Source organism: Pseudomonas putida (genome assembly GCF_009883635.2).
GTDB lineage: Bacteria > Pseudomonadota > Gammaproteobacteria > Pseudomonadales > Pseudomonadaceae > Aquipseudomonas > Aquipseudomonas putida_W.
In genome coordinates, this window is the sequence record NZ_CP026115.2 from 5,666,156 (window position 1) to 5,690,778 (window position 24,623).

The 24,623-nt window shown below is 62.9% G+C and carries 20 protein-coding genes and 2 pseudogenes; 4 read left to right on the plus strand and 18 right to left on the minus strand.

Translation table 11 applies throughout. From position 1 onward, the window contains the following. Positions 1-102 precede the first annotated feature (102 nt). Positions 103-1,764, plus strand: coding sequence for an ATP-binding response regulator (locus tag C2H86_RS25780; protein WP_159410482.1), 1,662 nt, complete (start codon positions 103-105; stop codon positions 1,762-1,764). Here C2H86_RS25780 and C2H86_RS25785 read toward each other — a convergent pair. The 16 genes and pseudogenes from C2H86_RS25785 to paaF all read right to left on the minus strand — a co-directional run bounded on the left by C2H86_RS25785 (position 1,751) and on the right by paaF (position 17,932). Then, on the minus strand, positions 1,751-2,050 hold the full coding sequence (locus tag C2H86_RS25785) for a hypothetical protein (protein WP_159410483.1): 300 nt from the start codon (positions 2,048-2,050) through the stop codon (positions 1,751-1,753). The two genes, C2H86_RS25780 and C2H86_RS25785, sit on opposite strands and share 14 nt — an antisense overlap. Positions 2,051-2,267: 217 nt before the next feature. Then, positions 2,268-4,316 carry a phenylacetic acid degradation bifunctional protein PaaZ gene (paaZ, locus tag C2H86_RS25790; RefSeq protein WP_159410484.1) on the minus strand — a complete coding sequence of 683 codons (2,049 nt, stop codon included), beginning with the start codon at positions 4,314-4,316 and terminating at the stop codon, positions 2,268-2,270. 24 nt (positions 4,317-4,340) lie between these two features. Next, positions 4,341-5,573 (minus strand): OprD family porin, encoded by a 1,233-nt coding sequence (locus C2H86_RS25795; RefSeq protein ID WP_159410485.1) that lies wholly within the window; start codon positions 5,571-5,573, stop codon positions 4,341-4,343. Positions 5,574-5,600: 27 nt separating this feature from the next. Then, positions 5,601-7,169, minus strand: a pseudogene (locus tag C2H86_RS25800) (cation acetate symporter); the annotation flags it as partial. Then, positions 7,160-7,468: a DUF485 domain-containing protein gene (locus C2H86_RS25805; protein ID WP_110637637.1), complete on the minus strand. Its 309-nt coding sequence runs from the start codon at positions 7,466-7,468 to the stop codon at positions 7,160-7,162. The pseudogene C2H86_RS25800 and the gene C2H86_RS25805, both read right to left, overlap by 10 nt. Before the next feature lie 147 nt (positions 7,469-7,615). Further along, on the minus strand, positions 7,616-8,692 hold the full coding sequence (gene paaE / locus C2H86_RS25810) for a 1,2-phenylacetyl-CoA epoxidase subunit PaaE (protein WP_159410487.1): 1,077 nt from the start codon (positions 8,690-8,692) through the stop codon (positions 7,616-7,618). Between the two features lie 15 nt (positions 8,693-8,707). Then, positions 8,708-9,241, minus strand: coding sequence for a 1,2-phenylacetyl-CoA epoxidase subunit PaaD (gene paaD, locus C2H86_RS25815; protein ID WP_159410488.1), 534 nt, complete (start codon positions 9,239-9,241; stop codon positions 8,708-8,710). Continuing rightward, the gene (paaC, locus tag C2H86_RS25820) at positions 9,228-9,986 is read right to left on the minus strand and encodes a 1,2-phenylacetyl-CoA epoxidase subunit PaaC (RefSeq protein WP_159410489.1); all 759 of its coding nucleotides are present in this window, start codon (positions 9,984-9,986) and stop codon (positions 9,228-9,230) included. The genes paaD and paaC overlap by 14 nt, the downstream gene beginning before the upstream one ends. Positions 9,987-9,994: 8 nt before the next feature. Continuing rightward, positions 9,995-10,276, minus strand: coding sequence for a 1,2-phenylacetyl-CoA epoxidase subunit PaaB (paaB, locus tag C2H86_RS25825; RefSeq protein WP_004374528.1), 282 nt, complete (start codon positions 10,274-10,276; stop codon positions 9,995-9,997). 25 nt (positions 10,277-10,301) lie between these two features. Continuing rightward, entirely contained in the window at positions 10,302-11,291 is a 990-nt protein-coding gene (gene paaA, locus C2H86_RS25830) for a 1,2-phenylacetyl-CoA epoxidase subunit PaaA (RefSeq protein WP_159410490.1), read from the minus strand. A gap of 423 nt (positions 11,292-11,714) precedes the next feature. Continuing rightward, entirely contained in the window at positions 11,715-13,034 is a 1,320-nt protein-coding gene (paaK, locus tag C2H86_RS25835; protein ID WP_159410491.1) for a phenylacetate--CoA ligase PaaK, read from the minus strand. Between the two features lie 113 nt (positions 13,035-13,147). After that, positions 13,148-14,368, minus strand: a complete 1,221-nt coding sequence (gene pcaF / locus C2H86_RS25840; RefSeq protein WP_159410492.1) for a 3-oxoadipyl-CoA thiolase — start codon at positions 14,366-14,368, stop codon at positions 13,148-13,150. Next, complete coding sequence (gene paaI, locus C2H86_RS25845; protein ID WP_159410493.1) at positions 14,361-14,816, minus strand: hydroxyphenylacetyl-CoA thioesterase PaaI; 456 nt, start codon at positions 14,814-14,816, stop codon at positions 14,361-14,363. Before paaI ends, pcaF begins: the two co-directional genes overlap by 8 nt. Then, entirely contained in the window at positions 14,809-16,326 is a 1,518-nt protein-coding gene (gene paaH, locus C2H86_RS25850) for a 3-hydroxyacyl-CoA dehydrogenase PaaH (protein WP_159410494.1), read from the minus strand. The genes paaI and paaH overlap by 8 nt, the downstream gene beginning before the upstream one ends. 2 nt (positions 16,327-16,328) lie before the next feature. Beyond that, a complete protein-coding gene (gene paaG, locus C2H86_RS25855; RefSeq protein WP_159410495.1) occupies positions 16,329-17,120 on the minus strand; it encodes a 2-(1,2-epoxy-1,2-dihydrophenyl)acetyl-CoA isomerase PaaG in 792 nt (263 codons plus the stop codon). Positions 17,121-17,158: 38 nt separating this feature from the next. Further along, a complete protein-coding gene (gene paaF / locus C2H86_RS25860; protein ID WP_159410496.1) occupies positions 17,159-17,932 on the minus strand; it encodes a 2,3-dehydroadipyl-CoA hydratase PaaF in 774 nt (257 codons plus the stop codon). A gap of 279 nt (positions 17,933-18,211) precedes the next feature. Here paaF and paaY point away from each other — a divergent pair, with 279 nt between their 5' ends. Further along, positions 18,212-18,811, plus strand: a complete 600-nt coding sequence (paaY, locus tag C2H86_RS25865) for a phenylacetic acid degradation protein PaaY (protein ID WP_159410497.1) — start codon at positions 18,212-18,214, stop codon at positions 18,809-18,811. A 77-nt stretch (positions 18,812-18,888) separates the two neighbouring features. Then, complete coding sequence (paaX, locus tag C2H86_RS25870; RefSeq protein ID WP_205524570.1) at positions 18,889-19,812, plus strand: phenylacetic acid degradation operon negative regulatory protein PaaX; 924 nt, start codon at positions 18,889-18,891, stop codon at positions 19,810-19,812. A 57-nt stretch (positions 19,813-19,869) separates the two neighbouring features. Here the strand turns inward: paaX and C2H86_RS28825 are convergent, their stop codons facing one another. Then, complete coding sequence (locus C2H86_RS28825) at positions 19,870-21,096, minus strand: RHS repeat-associated core domain-containing protein (RefSeq protein ID WP_430738605.1); 1,227 nt, start codon at positions 21,094-21,096, stop codon at positions 19,870-19,872. A 2,278-nt stretch (positions 21,097-23,374) separates the two neighbouring features. On the opposite strand from C2H86_RS28825, the pseudogene C2H86_RS25880 reads away from it, so the two are divergent. Then, positions 23,375-23,521 (plus strand): annotated as a pseudogene (locus C2H86_RS25880) (IS5/IS1182 family transposase); the annotation flags it as partial. A gap of 200 nt (positions 23,522-23,721) precedes the next feature. Here C2H86_RS25880 and C2H86_RS25885 read toward each other — a convergent pair. Next, the gene (locus C2H86_RS25885) at positions 23,722-24,339 is read right to left on the minus strand and encodes a class I SAM-dependent methyltransferase (RefSeq protein WP_159410500.1); all 618 of its coding nucleotides are present in this window, start codon (positions 24,337-24,339) and stop codon (positions 23,722-23,724) included. Positions 24,340-24,623 lie beyond the last annotated feature (284 nt).

The following is a 24,623-nucleotide window of genomic DNA, read 5'->3' on the forward strand; positions in this document are numbered from 1 at the left end:
TGTGAACGGCGGTTGTTCCGACCATGCTAAGTTAGCATCCGACAACGGCAAGCGCTGCGCCAAGCAGGCGTTTATGCGACCCCGTGCACAAGGACGTCGACCATGGACTACAACAAGAACAACGAACTCGACCAGGCCAACCTGCGCGTCATCGTCGCCAGTTGCGCGCTGGTCTACATCACCGTGCTGGGTTTCCTGCCGGGTGAATCGATCGACAGCTACCTGCCGGTGATCTACTACATCATCAGCTTCATCGTGCTGTCGATCGGCCTGCGCCAGGCCATCGCCCGCTGGCCGGGGCATTACCCGTGGCGGCGGGTGCTGGGTATCGTGCATGACTACACCGGCACCTGCTTCGGCCTGGTACTTGGTGGCGAAGCGGCGCTGCCGCTGTATGCGGTGATGGTCTGGGTGAACCTGGGCAACGGCATGCGCTTCGGCACCCGCTACCTGGCCATCGCCACGGTGCTGGCGCTGACCGCGCTGGTGGCGGTGTACCAGCTCAACCCTTACTGGCAGGCCAACCCGTTCATGGTGCTGATGCTGCTGACCACCAGTACGGTCATCCCGCTCTACGCCCATATTCTGCTGGAGCGCACGCGCAAGGCCTCGGAGCTGGCAATGGCTGCCACCCGGGAGAAATCGCGCTTTCTGGCCCAGGCCAGCCATGACCTGCGCCAACCGATCCACTCCATCGGGCTGTTCACCGCCTGCCTGCGCGAAGCGCCACTGGCCGAGCAGGAACGGCGCCTGGTGGACAGCATCGACCGCTCGCTGCTCAACGTGTCGCAGCTGTTCCGCTCTATCCTCGACCTGTACACGCTGGACAATGGCCGGGTAGAACCGAAGTACCAGGCCTTTGCCTTGCATGAGTTTCTTGCCGAACTGCTGCGCGAGAATACCGAAGCGGCGCGCTGGGCGGGCGTGGAAATGCGCTTGCGCCCTTGCGCGCACTGGACCCACGCCGACCGCGGCATGCTCGCGACCATGGTGCAGAACGTGCTGTCCAACAGCTTCAAGTACGCCGCCCATCGGCCGCTGCTGCTCGGTGTGCGGCGCCGGGGTGAAGCGCTGGCCATCGTGGTCTATGACCAGGGGCGCGGGATCGATGAGACGCATCAGGGCTTGGTCTTCGAGGAGTTCTACCGGGTGCGCCAAGTGCGTGACAAGGATGTCGAAGGGGTTGGCCTGGGCCTTTCGATCGTCAAGCGCCTGGGGCATTTGATGGGTTTGCAGGTGCAGCTGCGTTCTCGTGTCGGCCATGGTACGGCCGTCAGCCTGCAGGGCTTGCCGCGGCTGGCCGCACAGCCATTGCCACAACGTAGCGAACAGCACGTGCTGCAGGGCGCCATGCTCGGCGGCCTGAAGGTGTGCCTGGTGGAGGATGATCACAACGTGTTGCGTGCGACCTCGGCGCTGCTGCAGCGTTGGGGCTGCGAAGTTGAAGCGCATGGTTCACCCATGGGACTGGTCAGCCAGTGTGACGTGATCGTTGCCGACTACGACCTGGGCCAGGAGGCCACCGGGGTCGATTGCATCGACAGCTTGCGGGCGCAGCGGGGCTGGGAAGTGCCGGCCTTGATCATGACCGGGCATGACCTGGAGAAGATCCAGGCGATTGTGCAGGGGCGCAATATTGCAATCCTGTCCAAGCCGGTGCGCCCGGCGGAGTTGCGCGCGGCCCTGCGGGCCTTGCGCGAGGTGCCGGCGGCGCCGGAGCTGGAGCGCGGCGCCGGGGGCAGCGGTAGCATCACTGAAGGATGATCGCCTGGCCTTCCTTCAGGCAGGACGGGGTGGGCTCATAGAGGCCCATGCTGCCGACCGCGACGATGGCGCCGCTGGGCATCTGGCAGTTGTATTCGCCCTTGGCGGTGGTAACGGTGTAGTAGGTGAGGGTGCTGTCGCTGCGCACGTTGGCGACTTTGCTGACCGGGGTATTGAGCGCGAATTCGGCGCGTTCCTTGAGGGTCTGGTCGGAAGGTTTGATGGTCTGGCAGCCGGCGACGGCAAACAGGACGGCGGCGCTCAGCAGGAGCTTGGCGGGTTTCATGGCGGATGGCTTCCTTGGCGTGGGGTGTGGCGGATGGCCGGACTATAGCGCCGAGGAGCGGACAGGGCATTAGGGCGGATGTACGAGGTGGCTATGTGCCTTTATGTTGTGCCAGTGCCGGCCCTTTCGCGGGAACACGCCCGCTCCTACAAGGGGATGTGATCTCCTGTAGGACCGGGCTTGCCCCGCGAAGAGGCCGGCACAGCCAACCCATTTATTACTTCTTCAGCACCAGGGTCAGGATGTCATAGCTGGCCACCAATTCACCCAACTGGTTGGTCACCTCCACATCCCACGCTACAACGCCTTGCGGCTGCCCCAGCGGGCTGGTCTTGCCCTGGTCGATCTTGCGCTTGCAGGTCAGCCGCGCCTGGATGGTGTCGCCAATCCCGACCGGGTTGATGAAGCGCAGGGTGTCCAGCCCGTAGTTGGCCAGCACCGGCCCGGCGCCTGGCGAAACGAACAGCCCGGCCGCAGCGGAGAGCACGAAGTAGCCATGGGCGATGCGCTTGCCGAACTGCGATTCCTTGGCCGCGATCTCGTCGAAGTGCATGTAGAAATGGTCGCCCGACAGGCAACCGAAGTTGACCAGGTCGGCCTCGGTCACGGTGCGACGGTGGGTCAGCAGCGATTCACCGATACGCAGGTCGTCGAAGTAACGGCGGAACGGGTGCACTTCGGTCTCGATCACTTCGGCGCCACGCACGTATTCGCCGGTGACGGCCGTGAGCATGCTGGGCGAACCCTGCACCGCGGCGCGCTGCAGGTAGTGCTTGACCGCTCGCAGGCCGCCCAGCTCCTCGCCACCCCCGGCGCGGCCCGGGCCGCCGTGCTTGAGTTGCGGCAGTGGCGAGCCGTGGCCGGTGGATTCCTTCGCCGCTTCGCTGTCGAGCACCAGCAGGCGCCCGTGCCAGGCGGCAGCAACCGGGATGGCCTTGGCGGCGACGGCTCGGTCGGCGGTGACCAGGGTCGCCACCAGGCTGCCTTTGCCACGTGCGGCCAGGGCCAGGGCCTCATCCAGGTCGTCATAGGCCATCAGCGTGCTGACCGGGCCGAACGCCTCGATGTCATGGGCGCCGCCTTCGCCATGCGGGTCCCGGGCCTGGAGCAGCGTGGGGGCGAAGAACGCGCCTTCGGCAACGCCTTCACCACGCGGGGCAAAGCCATCGCTGGCACCGAACAGCTGGTCACAGCTCTGCAGCAGGCTGCGCACGCGCTCGCCGACGTCGCGTTGCTGGTCATGGGAGGCCAATGCCCCCATGCGCACGCCTTCCACCGACGGGTCACCGACCACGACCTTGCTCAGGCGCTCGCGCAGGCGGCTAGCCACCGCATCGATGTGCCTGGCCGGGACGATGGCGCGGCGGATGGCGGTGCACTTCTGACCGGCCTTGGTGGTCATTTCCCGCGCCACTTCCTTGATGTACAGCTCGAACTCCTCGCTGTCCGGGCTCACATCCGGGCCGAGGATGGCACAGTTGAGCGAATCGGCCTCGGCGGTGAACGGCACCGAGTTGCGGATCAGGTTGGGCGTGACGCGCAGCTTCGCGGCAGTGTCGGCGGAGCCGGTGAAGGTCACCACGTCCTGGCCCTGCAGGCGGTCGAGCAGGTCGCCGGTGCTGCCGATCACCAGTTGCAGGCTGCCCGCCGGCAGCAGGCCGGAGTCGTTCATCAGGCGCACCACGGCTTCGGTCAGGTAGCTGGTCGAGGTCGCGGGCTTGACGATGCACGGCATGCCGGCCAGGAAAGTCGGCGCGAATTTTTCGAGCATGCCCCATATCGGGAAGTTGAAGGCGTTGATATGCACGGCCACGCCGGCGCGCGGCACCAGGATGTGGCTACCAGAGAAGTGGCCCTGCTTGCCCAGCGGAATTGCCGGCCCTTCGTGCACCAGGTTGCCCGACGGCAGCTCGCGGCTGCCGATGCCGGCGTAGCTGAACAACGTGGCGTTGCCGCCCTCGATGTCGATCCAGCTGTCGGCGCGGGTGGCGCCGCTGTGGTGGGACAGGGCGTAGAGCTGTTCCTTGCGCTCGGCCAGGTACAGGGCCAGGGCCTTGAGGCGCTGGGCGCGTTGCTGGAAGTCCATGGCCATCAGCTCGGCCAGGCCGCGCGCGCGGGCGAATTCCACGGCTTCGGCGAAATCCGGGCGTTCTTCGTGGCTGTAGGCCAGGACGTGGCCGTCCAGGGCGCTGCGCAGGGCCTGGGCGCCGTGCTGGCCGATCCAGCGGCCAGCAATGAAGCTCTGCAGGGTTGGGGCGTCAGACATGCTGTTTTCCTCTTGTGGGCGCTGTTACCAAAGCGCCAGGGTGTAGCCGATGATCAGGCGGTTTTCGTCCACGGCGTTGGTCAGGCCATTGCCGGAACGGAAGGTGACGTTGCGCCAGCGCAGGCTGACGTCCTTGAACGGGCCGCTCTGGATGACGTAGGTGAGGTCGGTGTCGCGTTCGCGCTCACGGCCGTTGCTGAGCGTGGCGGTTTCGGCATGGCGGCCGTCGGTATAGCGGGTCATGAAGCTCAGGCCGGGGATGCCCATGGCTACGAAGTCGTAGTCGTAGCGCAGCTGCCACGAGTCCAGCCCGGCGCGGGTGAAGGTGTTGTAGGTCACCAGATTGACGGTGAACGGGTCGCCGCCGTTGACGAACGGGAACGCACTGTCACCGGACATCTGCTGCCAGGTAGCGGTGAACTTGTGGGCGCGTACGCCGAGGGTGAACATGGCGTTGAAGTTGCGGTTTTCGATGTTGCCGGCGCGCTCGGCGCCGTCGTTGCGGCTGTCGAAGTAGCGCAGGTCGCTGCGCAGGCTCAGGCCTTCGCCCAGCGGGCGGGTGTCGATCAGGCCGAAGAACTGCTGGCGGTAGATGTCTTCAAGCTTTGCGTAGTAATAGCTGACGCTGGTCTGTGGGGTGAGCGCGTAGTTGCCACCGCCGAAGTCGAGGTGGTCGCTGGTGGCGGCGCCATAGCCCATGTCGTCGCGGCCGGACGAATCGCGCAGGTTGACCTTGCTCAGGCGCCCGGCGTTGACGGTCAGGCCGCCGATGTCCTGGCTGGTCAGCTGGCCACCCTGGAAGGTCGAGGCCAGCAGGCGGGTGTCGTTGTACACCACCACCGGCAGGATCGGCTGTAGCGTGCCCAGGCGCAGGGTGCTCTTGGACACCCGCACCTTGCCGGTCAGGCCCAGTTCGCTGTAGTCATCGACCGGCTCATGGCTGTTCGGGCCGAACGGCAGCAGGCCGGTGTTGCGTCGGTCAGGGCTGGAATCGAGCTTGACGCCCAGCTGGCCCATGGCATCGAGGCCAAAACCGACCATGCCCTCGGTGAAGCCCGATTCCACTTTCGCGGTAAAGCCCTGGGCCCATTCCTCGGCCTTGGCCTGGGGCGCGTTGCTCTGGCGGAAGTCGCGGTTGATGTAGTGATTGCGCATTTCCAGCCGCGCGTGGCTGTCGTCGATGAAGTCCGCCAGGGCCGGGAGCGGCAGGGCGAAGGTGGCCAACCAGGCGGCCGATTTCAGGTGTGTGCGGTTCATTGTTGTTATACCCGACAGAGTCAAAGATCAGTGCTTGCTGGCGCCGGCGGCGCCGATACCGGTCATGGAGCGAATGAACTGCCCTAGGTAGCGGCCACGTTCCTCCTGGGCACGCTCCGAACTGTCAGTGACCGAGAACGCCCAGGCGCTGAGGAATGCCAGGCTCATCGAGAACAGCGCCGGGTTGCTGTAGGGGAACAATGCCGTTTGGTTATGCAGCACGTTGACCCACACCGCAGGGCCGAGCACCACCAGCAGCACGGCCGACACCAGCCCGGCCATGCTGCCGCACACTGCGCCACGGGTGGTCAGGCCCTTCCAGAACATCGAAAGCAGCAGCACCGGGAAGTTGACCGAGGCCGCCACGGCCAGCACCAGGCCGGACAGGAAGGCGATGTTCTGCGACTCGAACACCAGGCCCAGCACCACCGCGAGCAGGCCGATCACCAAAGTGGCGATCCGCGACACGCGCATTTCTTCCTGCTCGGTGGCCTGGCCCTTGCGTACCACGCAGGCATACAGGTCATGGGACACCGCAGAAGCACCGGACAGCGCCAGGCCAGCAACCACCGCCAGGATGGTGGCGAAGGCCACGGCGGAGATGAACCCGAGGAACAGGTTGCCACCCACGGCCTGGGCCAGGTGCACGGCGACCATGTTGCCGCCACCGATGATCGCGCCCGCCGCGTCGCGATACGCAGGCTCGGTACCGACCATGACGATGGCGCCGAAGCCGATGACGATCAGCAGCAGGTAGAAGTAGCCGATGAAGCCGGTGGCGTAGAACACGCTCTTGCGCGCTTCCTTGGCGTCGCTGACGGTGAAGAAGCGCATCAGGATATGCGGCAGGCCGGCGGTGCCGAACATCATGCCCAGGCCCAGCGAAATCGCATCCACCGGGTTGGACAGCAGGCCGCCCGGGGCCATGATCGCCTGGCCCTTGGCATGCACCGCCACGGCGCTGGCGAACATCGCTTCGGTGCTGAAACCAAAGTGCTTGAGCACCATGAAGGCCATGAAACTGGTGCCGGACAGCAGCATCACTGCCTTGATGATCTGCACCCAGGTGGTGGCGAGCATGCCGCCGAAGGTGACGTAGGCGACCATCAGTACGCCGACCAGCATCACCGCATACAGGTAGCTGATGCCGAATAGCAGCTCGATCAGCTTGCCGGCGCCGACCATCTGCGCCACCAGGTACATCAGTGCCACCACCAGTGTGCCAAAGGCCGAGCTGAGGCGCACCGGGGTCTGTGCCAGGCGGTACGAAACCACATCGGCGAAGGTGTACTTGCCCAGGTTGCGCAGGCGCTCGGCGATCAGGAACAGGATGATCGGCCAGCCGGCCAGCACGCCCAGGGCATACAGCAGGCCGTCGTAGCCGTTCATGAACATCATTGCGGAAATGCCGAGGAACGACGCCGCGCTGATCATGTCCCCGGCAATCGCCAGGCCGTTCTGCATGCCGGTCAGGCCGCCGCCGGCAGTGTAGAAGTCACTCGCCGAACGGGTGCGCAGGGCTGCCCAGCGGGTCACCAGCAAGGTGAAGCAGACGAACACCATGAACATCGAAATGGCAGTCCAGTTCATTGCGCGCACTCCTGCTTGAGCTTGTCGTTGAGCGGGTCAAGCACGTTGTTGGCACGGTGCACGTAGATGCCGGTGAGGGCGAAGGACAGCAGCACCATCAGCACACCCACCAGCATGCCGACGGTGGTGACGCCGCCGCTCAGGGACTGGCCGAGGGTGCTGGGGGAGAACGCCACCAGCAGGACGAAGCCGTAGTAGATCACCAGCATGGCCAGTGTCAGGCTGCCGTTGAGGCGGCGCTTGCGCCGCACCAGGTGCTGGAAATCGGGGTGATTGCTGATGCTTTCGATGTGTTCCGGGGTCATGGCAAGCGATCTCTTTTGTTTTGTAATTGTTGTAATCAGGTCACTTTGGGGTGTTGCTGATGGCCTCTTCGCGGGCGCGCCCGCTCCCACAGGTACTGCTCTGGCCCATGTGGGAGCGGGCTTGCCCGCGAAGCAGGCGACGCGGTGTCAGAGCTGGTCGAAGTCGAGCACCACCTTGTCGCTCACCGGGTAGGTCTGGCACGACAGCACATAGCCGGCCGCCACTTCGTAGTCCTCCAGGGCATGGTTGCTGTCCATCTCCACTTCGCCCTCGATCACCCGGCACTTGCAGGTCGAGCACACGCCGGCCTTGCACGAGTAGGGCAATTCAGCGCCGATGGCGTTGCCGGCATCCAGCACGTTCTGGGTATTGCGCGGCAGGTCGAAGCTCAGTGCCCGGCCATCGCTGATCACGGTGATGTGGCTGAGCGCCGAGTCCACCTGGCGGGCGGCCTCGCGGGCTTCACGGCGGGTTTCGTTGCCAGCGGCGGCAAACAGCTCGAAGTGGATACGTTCCTTGGCCAGGCCGTTGGCCTGCAGGCTGTCGCGCACGGTCTCGGTCATCGCCTGGGGGCCGCAGATGAACGCGGCATCGAGGCTGGGCACGTCCATCCAGCGCGAGAACAGCTGGCCGCACTTGTCGGCGTCGATGCGGCCGTTGTACAGGTCGACATCCTGCTGCTCGCGGCTGAACACGAAGATCAGGTTGAGGCGGTCGAGGTAACGGTTCTTCAGGTCTTCGAGCTTGTCGCGGAACAGCGCCCCGGAGCTGGAGCGGTTGCCGTACAGCAGGGTGAAGCGGCTGTGTGGCTCGCTGGCCAGGGTGGTGGCGACGATCGACAGGATCGGTGTGATGCCACTGCCGGCGGCCACGCCCAGGTAGTTGCCCTGGCGCGCCGGGTCCAGCGGCACGAAGAAGCTGCCCGAGGGCGGCATCACTTCCAGCTGCTGGCCGGCCTTGAGCACTTCGTTGGCAAAGGCCGAGAAGCGCCCGCCGGGCACGCGCTTGACGGCCACCCGCAGCTCACCGTCCTGCACGGCGCTGCAAATGGAGTAGGAGCGGCGGACTTCTTCGTTGTCCAGCTCGGTGCGCATCACCAGATACTGGCCCTGGGTGAAGCGGAAAGCCGCTTGCAGGTGCGCCGGTACGTCGAAGGCGATCGACACCGCATCACGGGTTTCGTTACGCACTTGCTTGATGGTCAGGCTGTGAAACTGGCTCATGGTGGTCTCCACGGCTCAAATGCATTTGAAATAGTCGAACGGCTCCAGGCACTCGCGGCAGCGGTACAGCGCCTTGCAGGCCGTGGAGCCGAACTGGCTGAGCAATTCGGTGTGGTGGCTGGCGCATTGCGGGCAGCACACCTCGGGGGCCGCGCCGAGCAGGCTGCGCTTGCTGGGGCTGCCGTGCGGCGGGGCGATGCCATAGGCACGCAGGCGTTCGCGACCCAGTTCGCTGATCCAGTCGGTGCTCCAGGCCGGGGTCAGTCTGCGCTCCAGGTCTGGCGCGGCGAACCCGGCCTGTTCCAGCGCCTGGCGAATATCGCCCTCGATCACTTCGGTGGCCGGGCAGCCGGAGTAGGTCGGCGTGACTACAAGGTGCAAGTGGCCGGCACGCCAGTCCAGGTCGCGTACGATCCCCAGGTCGACCACGCTGACCACGGGCACTTCCGGGTCCATCACCTGGCCCAGTACCTCCCAGGCCCGCGCCAGGTCGTCGCCGCGCGGCGCACGGGCGCCACGGTCGCCGGCAATCAGCTCACCAGGTTGCATCGGGGTAGGCCCTTGGCAGGAACTGCATCTCGGCCAACAGCAGGCCCAGGTGCTCGGTGTGCAGGCCCTGGCGGCCGCTCAGGTAGAAGTGGCTGGCGGCCTTGGGCAGTGGCAGCTCGACCGATTCGAAGGTCGTGCTCACCTGTTTCAGCCAGGCCGCACCGACCGCTGCGGGGTCGGCGGCAATGCCGGCCTGTGCCAGTTGCACCTCGTTGTCGCTGCCGGCGCTGAGCTCGACGGTGAAGCGCCACACGGCGGGGATCGCTTCCAGCATGCGCCGGCGGCTTTCATCGGTGCCGCCACCCAGGCGCTGCACCCATTCGGCGGAGCGGCGCAGGTGATAGGTGACTTCTTTCAAGGCCTTGGCGGCAATGCCGGCGATACGTTCGTCGTTTGACTCGACCAGGCCCTGCAGCACGGCATGGTGCCAGGCGTCGTAGAGGAACTGCTTGGCCATGGTCACGGCGAAGTCGCCATTGGGTTGCTCGACCAGCAGCAGGTTGCGGAATGCGCGCTCGTCGCGGCGGAACGCCAGGGCATCGGCGTCGCGGCCGTCATCCAGCAGCTCGGCGGCGTACTCCAGCCAATTGCGCGCCTGGCCCACCAGGTCGAGGCCGACGTTCATCAGCGCCAGTTCTTCTTCCAGTGCCGGCGCATGGCCGCACCATTCGCACAGGCGCTGGCCCTGGATCAGGGCACTGTCGCCAAGCAGCAGCAAATACGGGATCAGATCGTGCTTGTGCATGGCCAACCTCACATGTGCCCGACTTCGTCGGGCAGTTCGTAGAAGCTGGCGTGGCGGTAGACCTTGTCGTCCGAAGGGGCGAACAGCGGGTCTTTCTCGTCGGGCGAGGAGGCGGTGATCAGTGCCGACGGCACCACCCACAGACTCACGCCTTCGCTACGGCGGGTGTACAGCTCGCGGGCGTTCTCGATGGCCATGGCGGCGTCGGCGGCATGCACGCTGCCGACATGCTTGTGGTTAAGGCCGTGCTTGCTGCGCACGAACACTTCGTAGAGGGTCCAGACAGACATTTTCGATCTCCGCATCAATCGCCGCTCAGGCGGCGTTCTTGTTCTGTTGCTTGCGTGCATAGGCCACGGCCGCTTCGCGTACCCAGGCGCCATCCTCGATGGCCTTGCGCCGGGTGGCGACGCGTTCCTGGTTGCACGGGCCGTTGCCCTTGATGACTTCGTAGAACTCGTCCCACTGGATTTCGCCGAAGTCGTAGTGGCCGCGCTCGGCGTTCCACTTCAGGGCAGGGTCCGGGGCGGTGCAGCCGAGCAGTTCGAGCTGGGGCACGGTCTGGTCGATGAAGCGCTGGCGCAGCTCATCGTTGGTCTGGCGCTTGATCTTCCAGGCCATCGACTGGGCGCTGTTGGGGGAGTGCTCGTCGCTCGGGCCGAACATCATCAGCGCCGGCCACCAGAGGCGGTTGATGGCGTCCTGAACCATGTCCTTCTGCGCCTGGGTACCCTCGCGCATCATGGTCAGCAGCAGTTCGTAGCCCTGGCGCTGGTGGAAGCTCTCTTCCTTGCAGATGCGGATCATGGCGCGGGAGTAGGGGCCGTAGGAGGTGCGCTGCAGCACCACCTGATTGACGATGGCGGCGCCATCGACCAGCCAGCCCACGGCGCCCATGTCGGCCCAGCTCAGGGTCGGGTAGTTGAAGATGCTCGAATACTTGGCCTTGCCGCTGTGCAGCTTGGCGACTTCCTCGTCGCGGTCGGCGCCGAGGGTTTCCATGGCGCTGTACAGGTACAGGCCGTGGCCGGCTTCGTCCTGGATCTTGGCCATCAACTGCAGCTTGCGCTTGAGGCTGGGGGCACGGGTGACCCAGTTGCCTTCAGGCAGCATGCCGACGATTTCCGAATGGGCGTGCTGGGAGATCTGCCGGATCAGGGTCTGGCGGTAGGCCTCGGGCATCCAGTTCTTGGCTTCGATCTTGATTTCGGCGTCGATCTTTTCCTGGAAGTTGCGCTCTTCGGGCGACATCTCTTCCAGCGACTTGACGCGCTTGACTCCGGTTTCCACTAGCTGTGCGTACATGTTCCGACTCCTGCTAAGGCATGAGTCATTTGTAAGCGATACAAAACATAACGTCAAACTGTTTTATGTGTATCAAATAAGGTTTGTGTATCGCTTTGAGGGTTTGACGGGGGATTTTCAGCGCCTGTGAGATCGAGCGCCGCCCGCGCGGCGCATCGCGAGCTTTGCTCGCTCCTACGTTTGTTTAGGGCCAATCATTCCTGTGGGATTTGCGCGCGAACGCTTTGGCGCATGGCGCGATATCGCGTCGTACCAACAAGGCTGTCGCGCGCGCCTGTCACAGGCGTTACTGGCCCGAAACAAACGTAGGAGCGAGCAAAGCTCGCGATGCGCCGCGCGATCTCATGGACGCCACACGTCTCAAGGCAAACAGCCAAAAAAAAAGCCCCGGACGATGCCGGGGCCGAAAAGGCAGCCGATGACTCAGCTGGCCAACCGTTTGTCGAACACATGGCATGCCTTGCCCTCGGACCGCTTGAGCGTGCCGCATGGCTGCAGGAGCACCTGGGTGCTGATGCCGATATAGGTCTTGATCTGCTTGCTCAGCTCCCCGACCACCAGCTTGCGCTGCGACTCATCGAGGTGTTGGCATTCCGCCCGCAATTCCACGTGCACCTCAACACTGTCCAGGTTCCCATTGCGATACAGATGAATCTCATAAAGCTCTGAAAGCTGTTTTATTTTAAGTACCTGCTCCTCGATCTGCGTCGGGAACACGTTCACCCCGCGAATGATCAGCATGTCGTCACTGCGCCCGGTGATCTTGCCAATGCGCCGCATCGGCCGCGCCGTGCCTGGCAGCAGGCGGGTGAGGTCGCGGGTGCGGTAGCGCACCATCGGCAGCGCCTCCTTGCTCAGCGAGGTGAACACCAGTTCGCCCAGCTGCCCGTCCGGCAGCACCGCCCCGGTTACCGGGTCGATGATCTCGGGGTAGAAGTGGTCTTCCCAGATGGTCGGGCCATCCTTGGTCTCGATGCACTCCATGGCCACGCCCGGGCCCATGATTTCCGACAGGCCGTAAATGTCCAGGGCATCGATGCCCAGGCGCTGCTCGATGGAGCGGCGCAGCTCGTCGGTCCACGGTTCGGCGCCAAAGATGCCCAGGCGCAGCTTCAGGTCATGGGGGTCGATGCCCTGGCGCTCGATCTCGTCGGCGAGGTTGAGCATGTAGGACGGCGTGACCATGATGATGTCGGGCTGGAAGTCACGAATCAGCTGTACCTGCTTCTCGGTCTGGCCGCCGGACATGGGGATCACCGTGCAGCCCAGGCGCTCGGCGCCGTAGTGGGCACCCAGGCCACCGGTGAACAGGCCGTAGCCATAGGACACATGCACCTTGTCGCCCTTGCGCCCGCCTGCGGCGCGGATCGAACGGGCAACCACGTTGGCCCAGGTGTCGATGTCATTCTGGGTGTAACCGACCACGGTCGGCTTGCCGGTAGTGCCGCTCGAGGCATGCAGGCGCACCACCTCTTCCTGGGGCACGGCAAACATGCCGTAGGGGTAGTTGTCGCGCAGGTCGTTCTTGCCGGTGAAGGGGAACTTCGCCAGGTCGTCGAGGGATTTCAGGTCATCCGGGTGGGCGCCGGACTCGTCGAAGCGCTTGCGGTACAGCGGCACGTTGTCGTAGGCGTGCTTCAGGCTCCAGCGCAGCCGCTCCAGCTGGTGCTGGCGCAGCGCGTCGATACTGGCGGTTTCCATCGGGTCCAGCAGGGCACGATCGGCATCATGGTACATGTTCATGGCTTCACTCGAATTGTTCTTGTACGTCGGCCGCTTGCCAGGGCAAGCGGCTTATCGTGAGTGTCATGGACGCAGCATAACGGGCGGCGTCGCGTTCGGTAACAAGCCTTTGGTCAGAGACGCTCGATGACCATGGCAATGCCTTGGCCAACGCCGATGCACATGGTGCACAGGGCATAGCGGCCGCTGGTTTGTTCAAGCTGGTGCAGGGCGGTGGTGACCAGCCGCGCACCACTCATGCCCAGCGGGTGGCCCAGGGCGATGGCGCCGCCATTGGGGTTGACTCGCGGGTCGTCGTCGGCCAGGCCCAGTTCGCGCAGCACGGCCAGGCCTTGGGCGGCGAAGGCTTCGTTGAGCTCGATGACGTCCATGTCGGCCAGCGCCAGGCCGGTCAGCTCCAGTACCTTGAGGGTTGCCGGTACTGGGCCGATGCCCATGATACGTGGCTCGACGCCGGCAACCGCCATGCCGACGATACGCCCGCGGGCCTTGAGGCCGTGGCGGTGAGCAGCAGCGTTGCTGGCCAGCAGCAGGGCGCAGGCGCCGTCGTTGACGCCGGACGCGTTGCCAGCCGTGACGCTGCCGCCCTGGCGGAAAGGCGTGCCTAGCTTGGCCAGTTGTTCCAAGGTGGTATCGGCACGCGGGTGCTCGTCCTGCTCGACACGGATGGCCGGGCCTTTGCGCTGGGCGATCTCGACCGGCACGATTTCCTGTGCCAGACGGCCATTGGCCTGGGCGGCTGCCGCCTTGTGCTGGCTACGCAAGGCAAAGGCGTCCTGGTCGGCACGGCAAATGCCAAACTGCTCAGCGACGTTCTCTGCGGTTTCAGGCATCGAGTCGATGCCGTACTCGGCCTTCATCAGTTTATTGACGAAGCGCCAGCCGATGGTGGTGTCGAACAGCTCGGCACTGCGGCCGAACGCTTGCTCCGACTTGCCCATGACGAACGGCGCGCGCGACATCGACTCGACGCCTCCGGCCAGCATCAGCCCGGCCTCGCCACAGCGCAGGGCGCGGGCGGCATTGCCGATGGCGTCCAGGCCCGATCCGCACAGGCGGTTGATGGTGGTGCCTGGCACACTGATCGGCAGCCCGGCCAGCAGGCCGGCCATGCGCGCAACGTTGCGGTTGTCTTCACCGGCCTGGTTGGCGCAACCGAGGATCACGTCGTCGATGGCCTGCCAGTCCAGCGCCGGGTGGCGTGCGATCAGGGCCTTGATCGGCACGGCGGCCAGATCGTCGGCACGGACGCTACTCAACGCGCCGCCGTAACGGCCAATGGGGGTGCGCACGGCATCGATGATCAGGGCATCGAGGGGCTTGGCTTCAATCATCTGGGGTCTCCTGCGCGAGCACGGTGCCGCGCACTTGGTAGGATTTGCCGCGGAACAGGGCGATCAGCTCGCCGCGCTGGTTTTCGATGCGCACGTCATACACGCCGGTACGGCCTTTACGGCTGAGCTCGATGGCTGAAGCGACGAGCAGGTCGCCCGGCAGCGCTGCGGCGATGTAGTCGATGCTGCAGCCCTGGGCGACCGTGGCCTTGTCCTGGCTGTTGCAGGCAAAGGCGAAGGCCGAGTCGGCCAGGGCGAACAGAAAGCCGCCGTGGCAGGTACCATGGCCCTGCAGCATGTCGGCGCGCACTGTCATGCTCAGGCGCGCCCGGCCGGGACCTACGTCGAGCAAGGCGATGCCCAGACCTTGTGTGGCCTGGTCGCGGGAATACAGGGCGTCGGCACAGGCTTGGGCCAGCTCAGTGGGATTGCGCTGCAGGTCAGTCATGCAGGTTCGCTCCTTGTTCGGCGCTGCGACGCAGCAGCAGGGAAGGCCGGTAGCGGCTTTCGCCGTAACTGGCTTGCAGGTTTTCCAGCACGCGCAGGGTGTGACCGACGCCAAGCTGCTCGGCCCAGGCCAACGGGCCACGGGGGTAATTGACCCCGGCACACATGGCCAGGTCGATGTCGGCGGCGCTGCCAACGCCCTGCAGCACGGCATCGGCTGCTTCGTTGGCGAGCATGGCCACGGTGCGCAGCACCACCAGGCCGGGCAGGTCGGCGATGCCGGTCACCTTCAGGCCGGCGCGCTGCAGCAGGGCCACCGCCTGGTCGCGCGCCTCGGCCGAGGTGTCGGCCGACCAGCTGATGGCAATGCGTGTGGCTGCCTGGTAATCTAGCGCGAGATCGACCAGCACCAGGTTGCGCAGGCCGTCTTCACGGGCGCGCTGGCTGGCCAGGCGGCCGTCGGACAGGGCCAAGGTGGCGTCACCGACGCGCAGCAGGCCGTTGCCCGCCCGCTCGGTGATGGCCAAGCCGCTGTCACGCAGGCGCGCGACCAGAGGATGGAGGGCACCCAGCTGGCCTTCGACCACGCAGCACTCGGTGCTTGCCTGGCTGTGCAATTCGGCGGCCGGCGGGCGTTCGGCGCCGTCGGTGTAGCTATAGAAACCTTGGCCACTCTTGCGGCCCAGGCGCCCGGCATCCACCAACTCTTTCTGCACCAGCGAGGGCTGGAAGCGGAAGTCACCATAAAAGGCCTCGAATACCGAGCAGGTAACGGCGTAGTTGACGTCGTGGCCGATCAGGTCGGTCAGCTCGAACGCGCCCATGCGAAAACCGCCGGCATCACGCAGCAGGGCATCCAGCGTCGCGCAATCGGCGGCGCCTTCCTGCAGCAGCCGCAGACTTTCGGCATAGAACGGCCGGGCCACGCGGTTGACGATGAAGCCAGGGGTAGAGCGCGTGTGCACGGGCTTCTTGCCCCATACTTTGGCGGTTTCATACAGCGTGTTGGCTATAGCAGGCGCGGTCGCCAGGCCGGACACGATCTCCACCAACGCCATCAACGGCGCCGGGTTGAAGAAGTGCATGCCGACCACCTGTTGCGGGCGCTGCAACCCGGCTGCAAGGCCGGTGATCGACAGCGACGAGGTGTTGCTGGCGAGGATGCAGTCCTCGGCGCACAGGCTTTCCAGCTGCTGCAGCAACTGCTGCTTGACCTGCAGGTTCTCGACGATGGCCTCGATCACCAGGCGGGCGTCGGCCAGGGTTTCGATCGCCTCGACCGGCTGCAGGCGTGCGCTGATGGCTTCGCGTGCTTGCGGCTGAAGCTTGCCTTTTTCCACCAGGCGCCCGAGCTGGCGATCGATGCCGGCGACCGCCTGAGCCGCAGCACCCGGGCGGTTGTCATAGAGTTTTACCGGGTGACCGGCCTGGGCGGCCACCTGGGCGATACCTGCCCCCATGGCGCCTGCGCCGATGACCGCCACCAAGGCGTTGCTGCTTAGTGCGCTCATGATCAGCGGCCCTTGAATGCAGGTGTGCGCTTGTTCATGAAGGCGCTCACGCCTTCGCGGTAATCCTCGCTGCGCCCGGCCAGCCTTTGCAGGTCGCGCTCAAGCTCCAGTTGCTGGTCGAAACCGTTGTCGAAGCTGGCGTTGAGGCTGCGTTTGATCAAGGCCAGGCCGTAAGTCGGCTGGCTGGCCAGGTGGCGGGCGAGGGCAAGGGCCTCGTCGCGCAGCTCGGCATCGTCCACCACGCGGTGGATCAAGCCCCAGCGCTCGGCCTGCTCCGCGCTCAGGCGCTCGCCGAGCATGGCCAGTGCCTTGGCCCGCGCCATGCCGACCAGCCGCGGCAGCAGCCAGGTACCGCCGGAATCCGGCACCAGGCCGATCTTGCAGAAAGCCTGGATGAAGCTGGCCGAACGGGCGGCCAGCACCAGGTCGCAGGCCAGCGGGATATTGGCACCGGCACCGGCAGCCACGCCATTGACGGCGCAGATGACCGGCAGCGGCAAATCGCGCAGGGTACGCACCAGTGGGTTGTAGAACTTGTCGATGGACTCGCCCAGGTCGGGCATGGCCGCGCCTGGCGCGACGTTGCGGTCGGACAGGTCCTGGCCGGCGCAGAAGCCGCGGCCTTCACCGGTCAGCAGCAGGACCCGGGCCTCGCTGCTCTGGCGCACCTGCTTGAGGGCTTCGCGCACTTCCAGGTGCATCTGCGTGTTGAAGCTGTTCAGCTGCTCGGGGCGGTTCAGCGCAAGGAAGGCCACGCCGTCCTCGATGGAAAACACAATGTGCTCGAAAGTCATGACGGACTCGCTCGATCAGTCGATGGGAAGTGGGCGGCTCAGCAGCCTTTGAACTGCGCCGGGCGTTTTTCCTGGAAGGCGCGGATGCCTTCGTCACGGTCGACGGTGCCAGCCAGCACGGTGAAGGCATGGCGCTCGAAGCGCAGGCCGCTGGCCAGGTCGCTGTCGCCAGCCTTGAGCAGTGCTTCCTTGGCCAGGCGCACGGCCAGCGGTGCCTTGGCAGCGATGCTGCGGGCGACCTGCAGCGCACGCTCGACGGCCAGTTCAGGTTGGGTGATTTCGCTGATCAGGCCGGCCTGCAAGGCATGGCGGGCGGTGATGGCCTCACCGGTCAGGACCATCTGCATGGCCAGCGGCTTGCCCACCGCGCGCAGCAGGCGCTGGGTGCCACCCGCGCCGGGCATGATGCCGAGGTTGATCTCGGGCTGGCCGAAACGGGCGTCTTCGCCGGCAATGACGATGTCGGCGCACATCACCAGCTCGCAGCCCCCGCCCAGGGCGTAGCCGTTCACTGCGGCGATCAAGGGTTTAGGAAACGCCGCGATACGTTGCCAGTGGGCGACACGGGGATCATTGAGAATGCCGACCAGATCGCGCTCGGCCATCTCGCGGATGTCGGCACCGGCGGCAAAGGCCTTGCGGCTGCCGGTGAGTACCACGGCGTGGGTAGCGGGGTCGGCATCTGCGTTGGCAAGGGCGCTGGCCAGCTCCGCCAGCAACTCGGTGCACAGGGCATTGAGCGCTTCCGGGCGCTGCAGGGTGAGCAGGCGAACGCCCTGTTCAGGGGCCTGCACATCGATGAAACGAGGCATGTCGGGGTCCTCAGGCTGCTCGCACGGCACTTCGGGAGGCCGGCATTTATTGGAATTGTTTGCAGGTGCGGCAGGGGAGCCTGCCCAGGTGCAATCAGTATAAGCACCAAGCGATACACCAATGCAATAGCAATTGTATTTTTGTGTATCTCGTTTTATGTTGAGCGCTATGAGGATCTCGCTGAGAAGCAGATAGTATGTGGCTTAAGCGCAGTTCTGCGGCGTACCAGATTGTGATACACAAAAATCTATCCATATAGAAATTAATGGAGATAAGACATGCCTTGCTATCGACTCGACGGCCTGACTCCGGTGGTCGACCCCACTGCTTATGTGCACCCGAGTGCCGTACTAATCGGTGACGTGATCGTCGGCCCGCGCTGCTACGTTGGCCCGCTGGCATCCCTGCGCGGTGACTTCGGGCGCATTGTCCTGGAAGAGGGCGCGAACCTGCAGGACACCTGCGTCATGCATGGCTTCCCGGGCGGTGACACGGTGATCGAGCGCAATGGCCATGTCGGTCACGGCGCCGTGCTGCATGGCTGCCGCGTGGGCGAAGATGCCCTGATCGGCATGAATGCCGTGGTCATGGACGGTGCGCACATCGCGCCACGCTGCATCGTCGGCGCCACGGCGTTTGTCAAAGCGGGCTTCACCTGCCCCGAACAGAGCCTGGTGATGGGCGCGCCAGCCCAGGTCAAGCGCCCGCTGACCGAGCAGGAGCTGAGCTGGAAGCAGCGCGGTACGGCCGAGTATCAGCACTTGAGCCAGCGCTGCATGGCGACGATGGTGGAATGCCCGCCGCTGACCGCAGCCGAAGCACAGCGCCCGCGCATGGGTGACGGCGGCTTCAGGCCAAAAGGCGAGGCGGGCGCATGAATCAGGCTGCGTCGCGCCATGGTCAGGCGACCCGTCGCACAGGTATAGTCGGTGCTTTCAATGCGCGCAGTTCGTCCATGAGCAACCTCGTTCCGCTGAACAACCTGATCACCCGCTTTCAGGAGCAGACCCCGATCCGCGCCAGCTCGCTGATCATCACTCTCTACGGTGATGCCATCGAGCCCCACGGCGGCACGGTCTGGCTGGGCAGCCTGATCAACTTGCTGGAGCCGATCGGCATCAACGAACGGTTGATCCGCACCTCGATTTTCCGGCTGACCAAGGAAGGCTGGCTAACCGCAGAAAAAGTCGGCCGGCGCAGCTACTACAGCCTCACCGGCACCGGTCGGAGGCGTTTCGAGAAGGCCTTCAAGCGCGTGTACAGCCCAAGCCAACCGGCCTGGGACGGTGCCTGGACGCTGGTGTTGCTGTCCCAGCTCGACGCTGGCAAGCGCAAGGCCGTGCGCGAAGAGCTGGAGTGGCAGGGCTTTGGTGCCATGGCGCCGAACCTGCTGGGCTGCCCACGTGCCGATCGCAGCGACCTGGCCGCCACCTTGCGCGAGCTGGAGGCCAGCGACGACAGCATCGTCTTTGAAACCCATACCCAGGAAGTGCTGGCCTCGAGGGCCATGCGCGCCCAGGTGCGGGAAAGCTGGAGCATCGACGAGCTTGGCCAGCAGTACAGCGAGTTCATCCAGCTGTTCCGGCCGTTGTGGCATAGCCTGAAAGAGCAGGACGAACTCGATGCCCAGGATTGCTTCCTGGCGCGGACTTTGCTGATCCACGAATACCGCCGCTTGCTGCTACGCGATCCGCAACTGCCGGACGAGCTGCTGCCCGGCGACTGGGAGGGCCGCGCCGCTCGCCAGCTGTGCCGCAATCTGTATCGCCTGGTCTGTGCCAAGGCAGAAACCTGGCTCAACAGCGCCTTGGAAACCGCCGACGGCCCTCTGCCTGATGTGAACGAGAACTTCTACAAGCGCTTTGGTGGTTTGGCTTGAAGGGACTGAGAGTACAGCTGCGTACCGCAGCCTTCTCCCGGCAGCGAAGTCCCGAAATCAAATGAAATGAGTCTTTACATTAAAGCTTTTAGTGAACGCATCAACAGCGCGATTGCTACCGTTGAGCCAAGTCCAAAAGCTTACTTCACTTTCAGCGATTGCAAGGTGTTCAATGTCTTTCCCAAACAGCAGGCGACCGTGAGACTGCCACTCAATGTAAGCCTCTAGTGGGCCGTGCGGAAGCTGCTCATTGATAATAACCTGCTCATAAAAATCCAGCTGCTCCGGCGTCGCATAGCGAATTAACGGATACATGTTACCCGCTGCGGCTATGTGATTTTGAAAGCGCCTGGCCTCGCCTTGGGTTGTTAGATCCTCAAATAGGCGGAAAGAGTCTTGCGGCGTATAACTCAGGTATCTCATTGTCTCAGTGTCGTCAGTTAAAAAGAACGCAGAAGACCCGTAAATCGGCGCCCCGCCTTGGGAGAGCTCTAATGAGTGCATCTGTATTGCCCCATAAGTTGGATGCGCAGGTGCAAGCTCGCTACTCACAACCTTAAAGTCATCAGAAAAATACAGCTCTTTAAGGGCTGGATTGGCACCCTCAATATTGACCAGTGCGCTATCCGTATCAAAGCGCATATCAATGTAGTTGCTGCTATTTGATCGCGCCCCGGTGGAAAACATGTTTTTCACATAATCATCCGAGTAGCCACCTACTTTCACATAGCCTGTGTTTATTGAGCGAGGTGCTTCATGAAAATACTCCATGATTTTCACCATGCTTTCGCCTAACGCCTGCCCTGTCAGCTTTAAATGGCTTTCGAGGATCCCGAGTGCGGCGTCATAATCTAAATCATTCCGACTGAGAATCATGGGGCGCACGTTGATCAGGAAGTTTTCTTGCAGAATTTCATGAGGATCTCTTCCATCCGGATCATTCAGCCTGATAGGATTATTACGGCAGAACCGGAACAAGTTCGCTCCATCAATCAATTCACCTGGGTCGGCGCTTAACCATCGACCCAACTCAGCCTGATAATAACGCCAGCCGTAATAATACAACCCCGTTGCATCCCGCTCGTTGCCAGCATAGCGCACTGTGCGATCAGTAATTTCTGTCGACTCTTCATCCGAGCCAGCGCTGTCGCCATAAGCTGAGAACTCTTCACGCGAAGTTATACGCCCCACCTCATCTGCCTCCCCCCCACAACTCCCCAGGCGGTCCGTGAAGGCATAGCGCAGATGAGGCTCGCCAGTGAGTTTGTTTTCGATAAAACGCACATCTCCGGCGGTGGTAATTGAAATGTCCTTCTGGAGCGCATTCGCAAGTCGGCGTTGGCGGCGCTCACATCCAGCTGAGTAAGTGGTTATCGAGGTCTGTAAACCACAAGCAACCTGGACTATTTGGATTTTGCGGGAACGGGTACCGCCATCTGCGTACAGGTAACGCTCGGTGTCATTCAATTCACCGTCGCTGCGCCTCACCGGTGCGACCTGATACAGCTGATTGTCGGCATACCAGCTTAGCGCCTGGCCATTGGACAGTTGTTTTTGCAGCCCACCGGCCCAGAAGCCATTCTTCGCTGCCTGACCAAGCTTATCGATTATCGCTCGATTGCTGTCCTCGGCAACAGCGAGCTTGCGCGTGTAATCGCCGGCGCCTGAGAGGTGGCGAATCAGGGCGAGGTTATCCCCATGATCGTAGGAAAAAATCTCGGTATAGGGAACCCAGACCCTGCTTTCTGAAGGGCCAACGCCGTAATGTGCAACGGGAACACGCTCCCGCCCGGTAGCAGCGGCCAGTCGATAGAGGGTGTCGTACGCATAGCTTCGTAAACCAGTAGCCTGCTGGTTACGGTGCCATTGCGGGTCGGCTCCCTTATCATCAAGTGTCAGGATATTGCCCACTGGGTCGTATACATAATGCAGGTCGCTGATAACCAGTGGGCCATACCGGTGATGCGAGGGGCGCATGATGGTATGCCGAGTCAGGTGATGTGCGCGCGGGTCATACGCCAATAGCTCCGTCAGCCCATTTCCCATTGACTGCGTAATCACAGCACCGTTCGGCTGACGCACGATGTCCCTCAAGGTAATGAGGTCTACCGGTGAGTTTTGCCGCGTGTATTTGAGCCGGGCAGTGTGCAGTGCGCCAGTGATGTCGTATGCGGTTGCTGCAGTGACATCTTCCGAGTTGGTACTGGTCAGCACAGCCCCTGTGGCATCGTAAGTTGCCGTTTGCGTGAGCGCCGCTTCGGTCTCTGGCGGCTCGATGGCCGCCCAGTCAGGCAATGCTTCGTGCAGTTTCAGCAGATACTGTGCTGAATCGATCGATTGCTTGGTAAGTGCTATCGAGCAGGTGTCCGTATACCCGGCATTGTCGTAACGACGCGTTACTACACCTGCCAGGTTGCGTGCCTTGCAGCCAGCCTGGTTGCTCTCGCCGTAAATCAGTTTTTCCCGAGTGCGGGCTTTTTGACTTCCTGCCGCTGTTTCGGTAACCGACAGCAATCGCCCGGTGGTATCAGCACCTTCATAGATAAAAACATTTACCGTTCCCTGAGCGTTGCGGGCCCATATGGGCTGCCCATCGATACCGACCAGAGAATATGACTCATCCCCGTCTGCGGTGTGAGTCATGAGTGCCTGCCGATCAAGTGCAGCATGGCTAATGGCATCAGGGATCACCAGCCCGTCGGCATTCTGAAGTTGCCGTGCGCCATACAGCCTGACGGTGCGCAACATAGGTTCGTTAACGTTGCGCGAGATCAGGATGGATGCAGGTTCGCTGGCGCTCAGCCGATCTGGGTGACGCAGAAAACGCAACTCGCGCGCCTGAGCGCCTGTACTTTCTGTAACGCTCACCGTCGGCGTACTCATATGCAGGGCAGGGGAGGAGCTGATCATCATTCACCTGGCGGGGAAACGCATCAACCATGGGTGACCGTATCATCGAGCGAATATCCAGGCACCTATCAGTTCTGTCAGTTGCCGAGCCATTTCCTGATCAGCCATCGTTGCTCTGCAATCGTTGAGATCGCGAACTTCTGCTGCCCTGAACCGAAAGCAAATGGAGGTTCGTATGCCGGTCAACGCCATGCCGTGCCTGCATCTCGGTACACCAAGTGTCGCTGCTGGTTTCAGGGTTCTGCGTTTCCTGCGAACACACAAAGACGAATCCGCTCGGCTACGGACCACCCGAACGAGGGTGGACCCATTGACCCGTAACAGCCACGCCTACGACGCTCGCAAGTTGGACAATCCTGCTAGCGACCATGCTGATGCGCTGACGGCCATTGCGCTGAGCGCGGCCACGCTAAAACTCCATACCGCTGATGGGGACGTGTCACTTTCACTTGGCGATATTGGTAGCCGGCCGTTGTGGTCGCAGAATGCCCAAGGCACTGTCAGTGCAGTGATCTACGAGCCTGCAATCGCTGTCGGGAGACCGCTTGCCGCGACATAGCAGCCGGCGGCTGGACTCGCCCGCACTCGGGAGCGGTATACGTATGCGTTGGCCAGCGACATCCTCTGGCGGGAAAGGAACCTGGCCGGCGCCATGCGTTTCCTGGCCGAGATGGAACAGGTGGTGCCGTGGAGCGGTTTAGTGGCATTGATCGAGCCGTATTATCCAAAGGCCGGCGCTGGTCGCAAGCCGTACCCACTAACCATGCTGCGCATTGATCTGCTGCAGAACTGGTTAGGGAATAAAACAGCGGTAGTGGCAAGCAGTAAAAGCAGCGCGCGTTGATCGGTTCTTCTTTGATGCATGACTGACTCTGCGGACAGGCAAATTGTCGGCGAATCCTAGGCCGCAAAAAGTGCGAGGGCAGTGAAGAATGAGTGAAAAGTGGCGAAGCAGTGGCTGGTTGCCATATAACTACACTAAATGACTATTTAGTGTAGTTATAACCAAAAGTGATGACATTCAAAGACAGGAGCGGGCAAGCCACAGGCCGAGTCTTCCATGATGTGATCCAGGACTACAAAACCATGATTCTGCAACAGGCTCGTATATGCGTGTGGGCCCAAGCTGGCGTGATAAAGGGCTTCACCTTCGAATTCGCCCAAAGCTTCGCCATGGGACGGGCCGCTGGTGACCATCAAGTACGCGCCCGGCGCAGCGTGCTTCTGGAATACCGGGAACATCCGGCGCTGGTCGTCGGGCTTTAGATGGAAAAAGCTGTTCCAGGCCAGGATACCAGCGAACCGGCGATCAAGTTGCAGCGTGCGCATGTCTGCGTGAACCCATTGCTGTTCGCTGAAACGTGCGCGGCACATGGCAAGCATCTTCGTGGAAGCATCCACACCGACGAGCGACAAGCCAGCCTCGATCAGGAATCGCGCAACGGGCTGGCCCGAACCACAGCCCAGATCAAGCACCACATCAGGCGGCTGCAGCAGCGCATGAAAACGTTCGATCCATTTGTGGTCAGTCAGATGATCACCGCGCAGTCGATCCCAAGTCGAAGCGTGGCGGTGGTAAAGGTCGATGATCTGATCGGCTGATGGGTGGTGAGTCATTGGGCATCCTTGAATGGCCATTTAGTATGTCGAAAGAAATCTGACCCTACCCCCGATTTTCACATTCACTGACTAATCAGCGGCTTACATAGTGAGGGGCAACAGCATGGGTTCAGCAAGGTGCGAAATATCTTCTCAAAAAAAGAAGAAAAATTGAATGCTGCATAACAAAAAGAAGCAACTATGTACTTAAGGCGGCAAAAACCTACTGCTTGCACACAGGCCCTGTCTAACGGCGTTAGTAGGTAGAGCGGTTATCTCTAAAGCGACCTGTTTATAGTGTA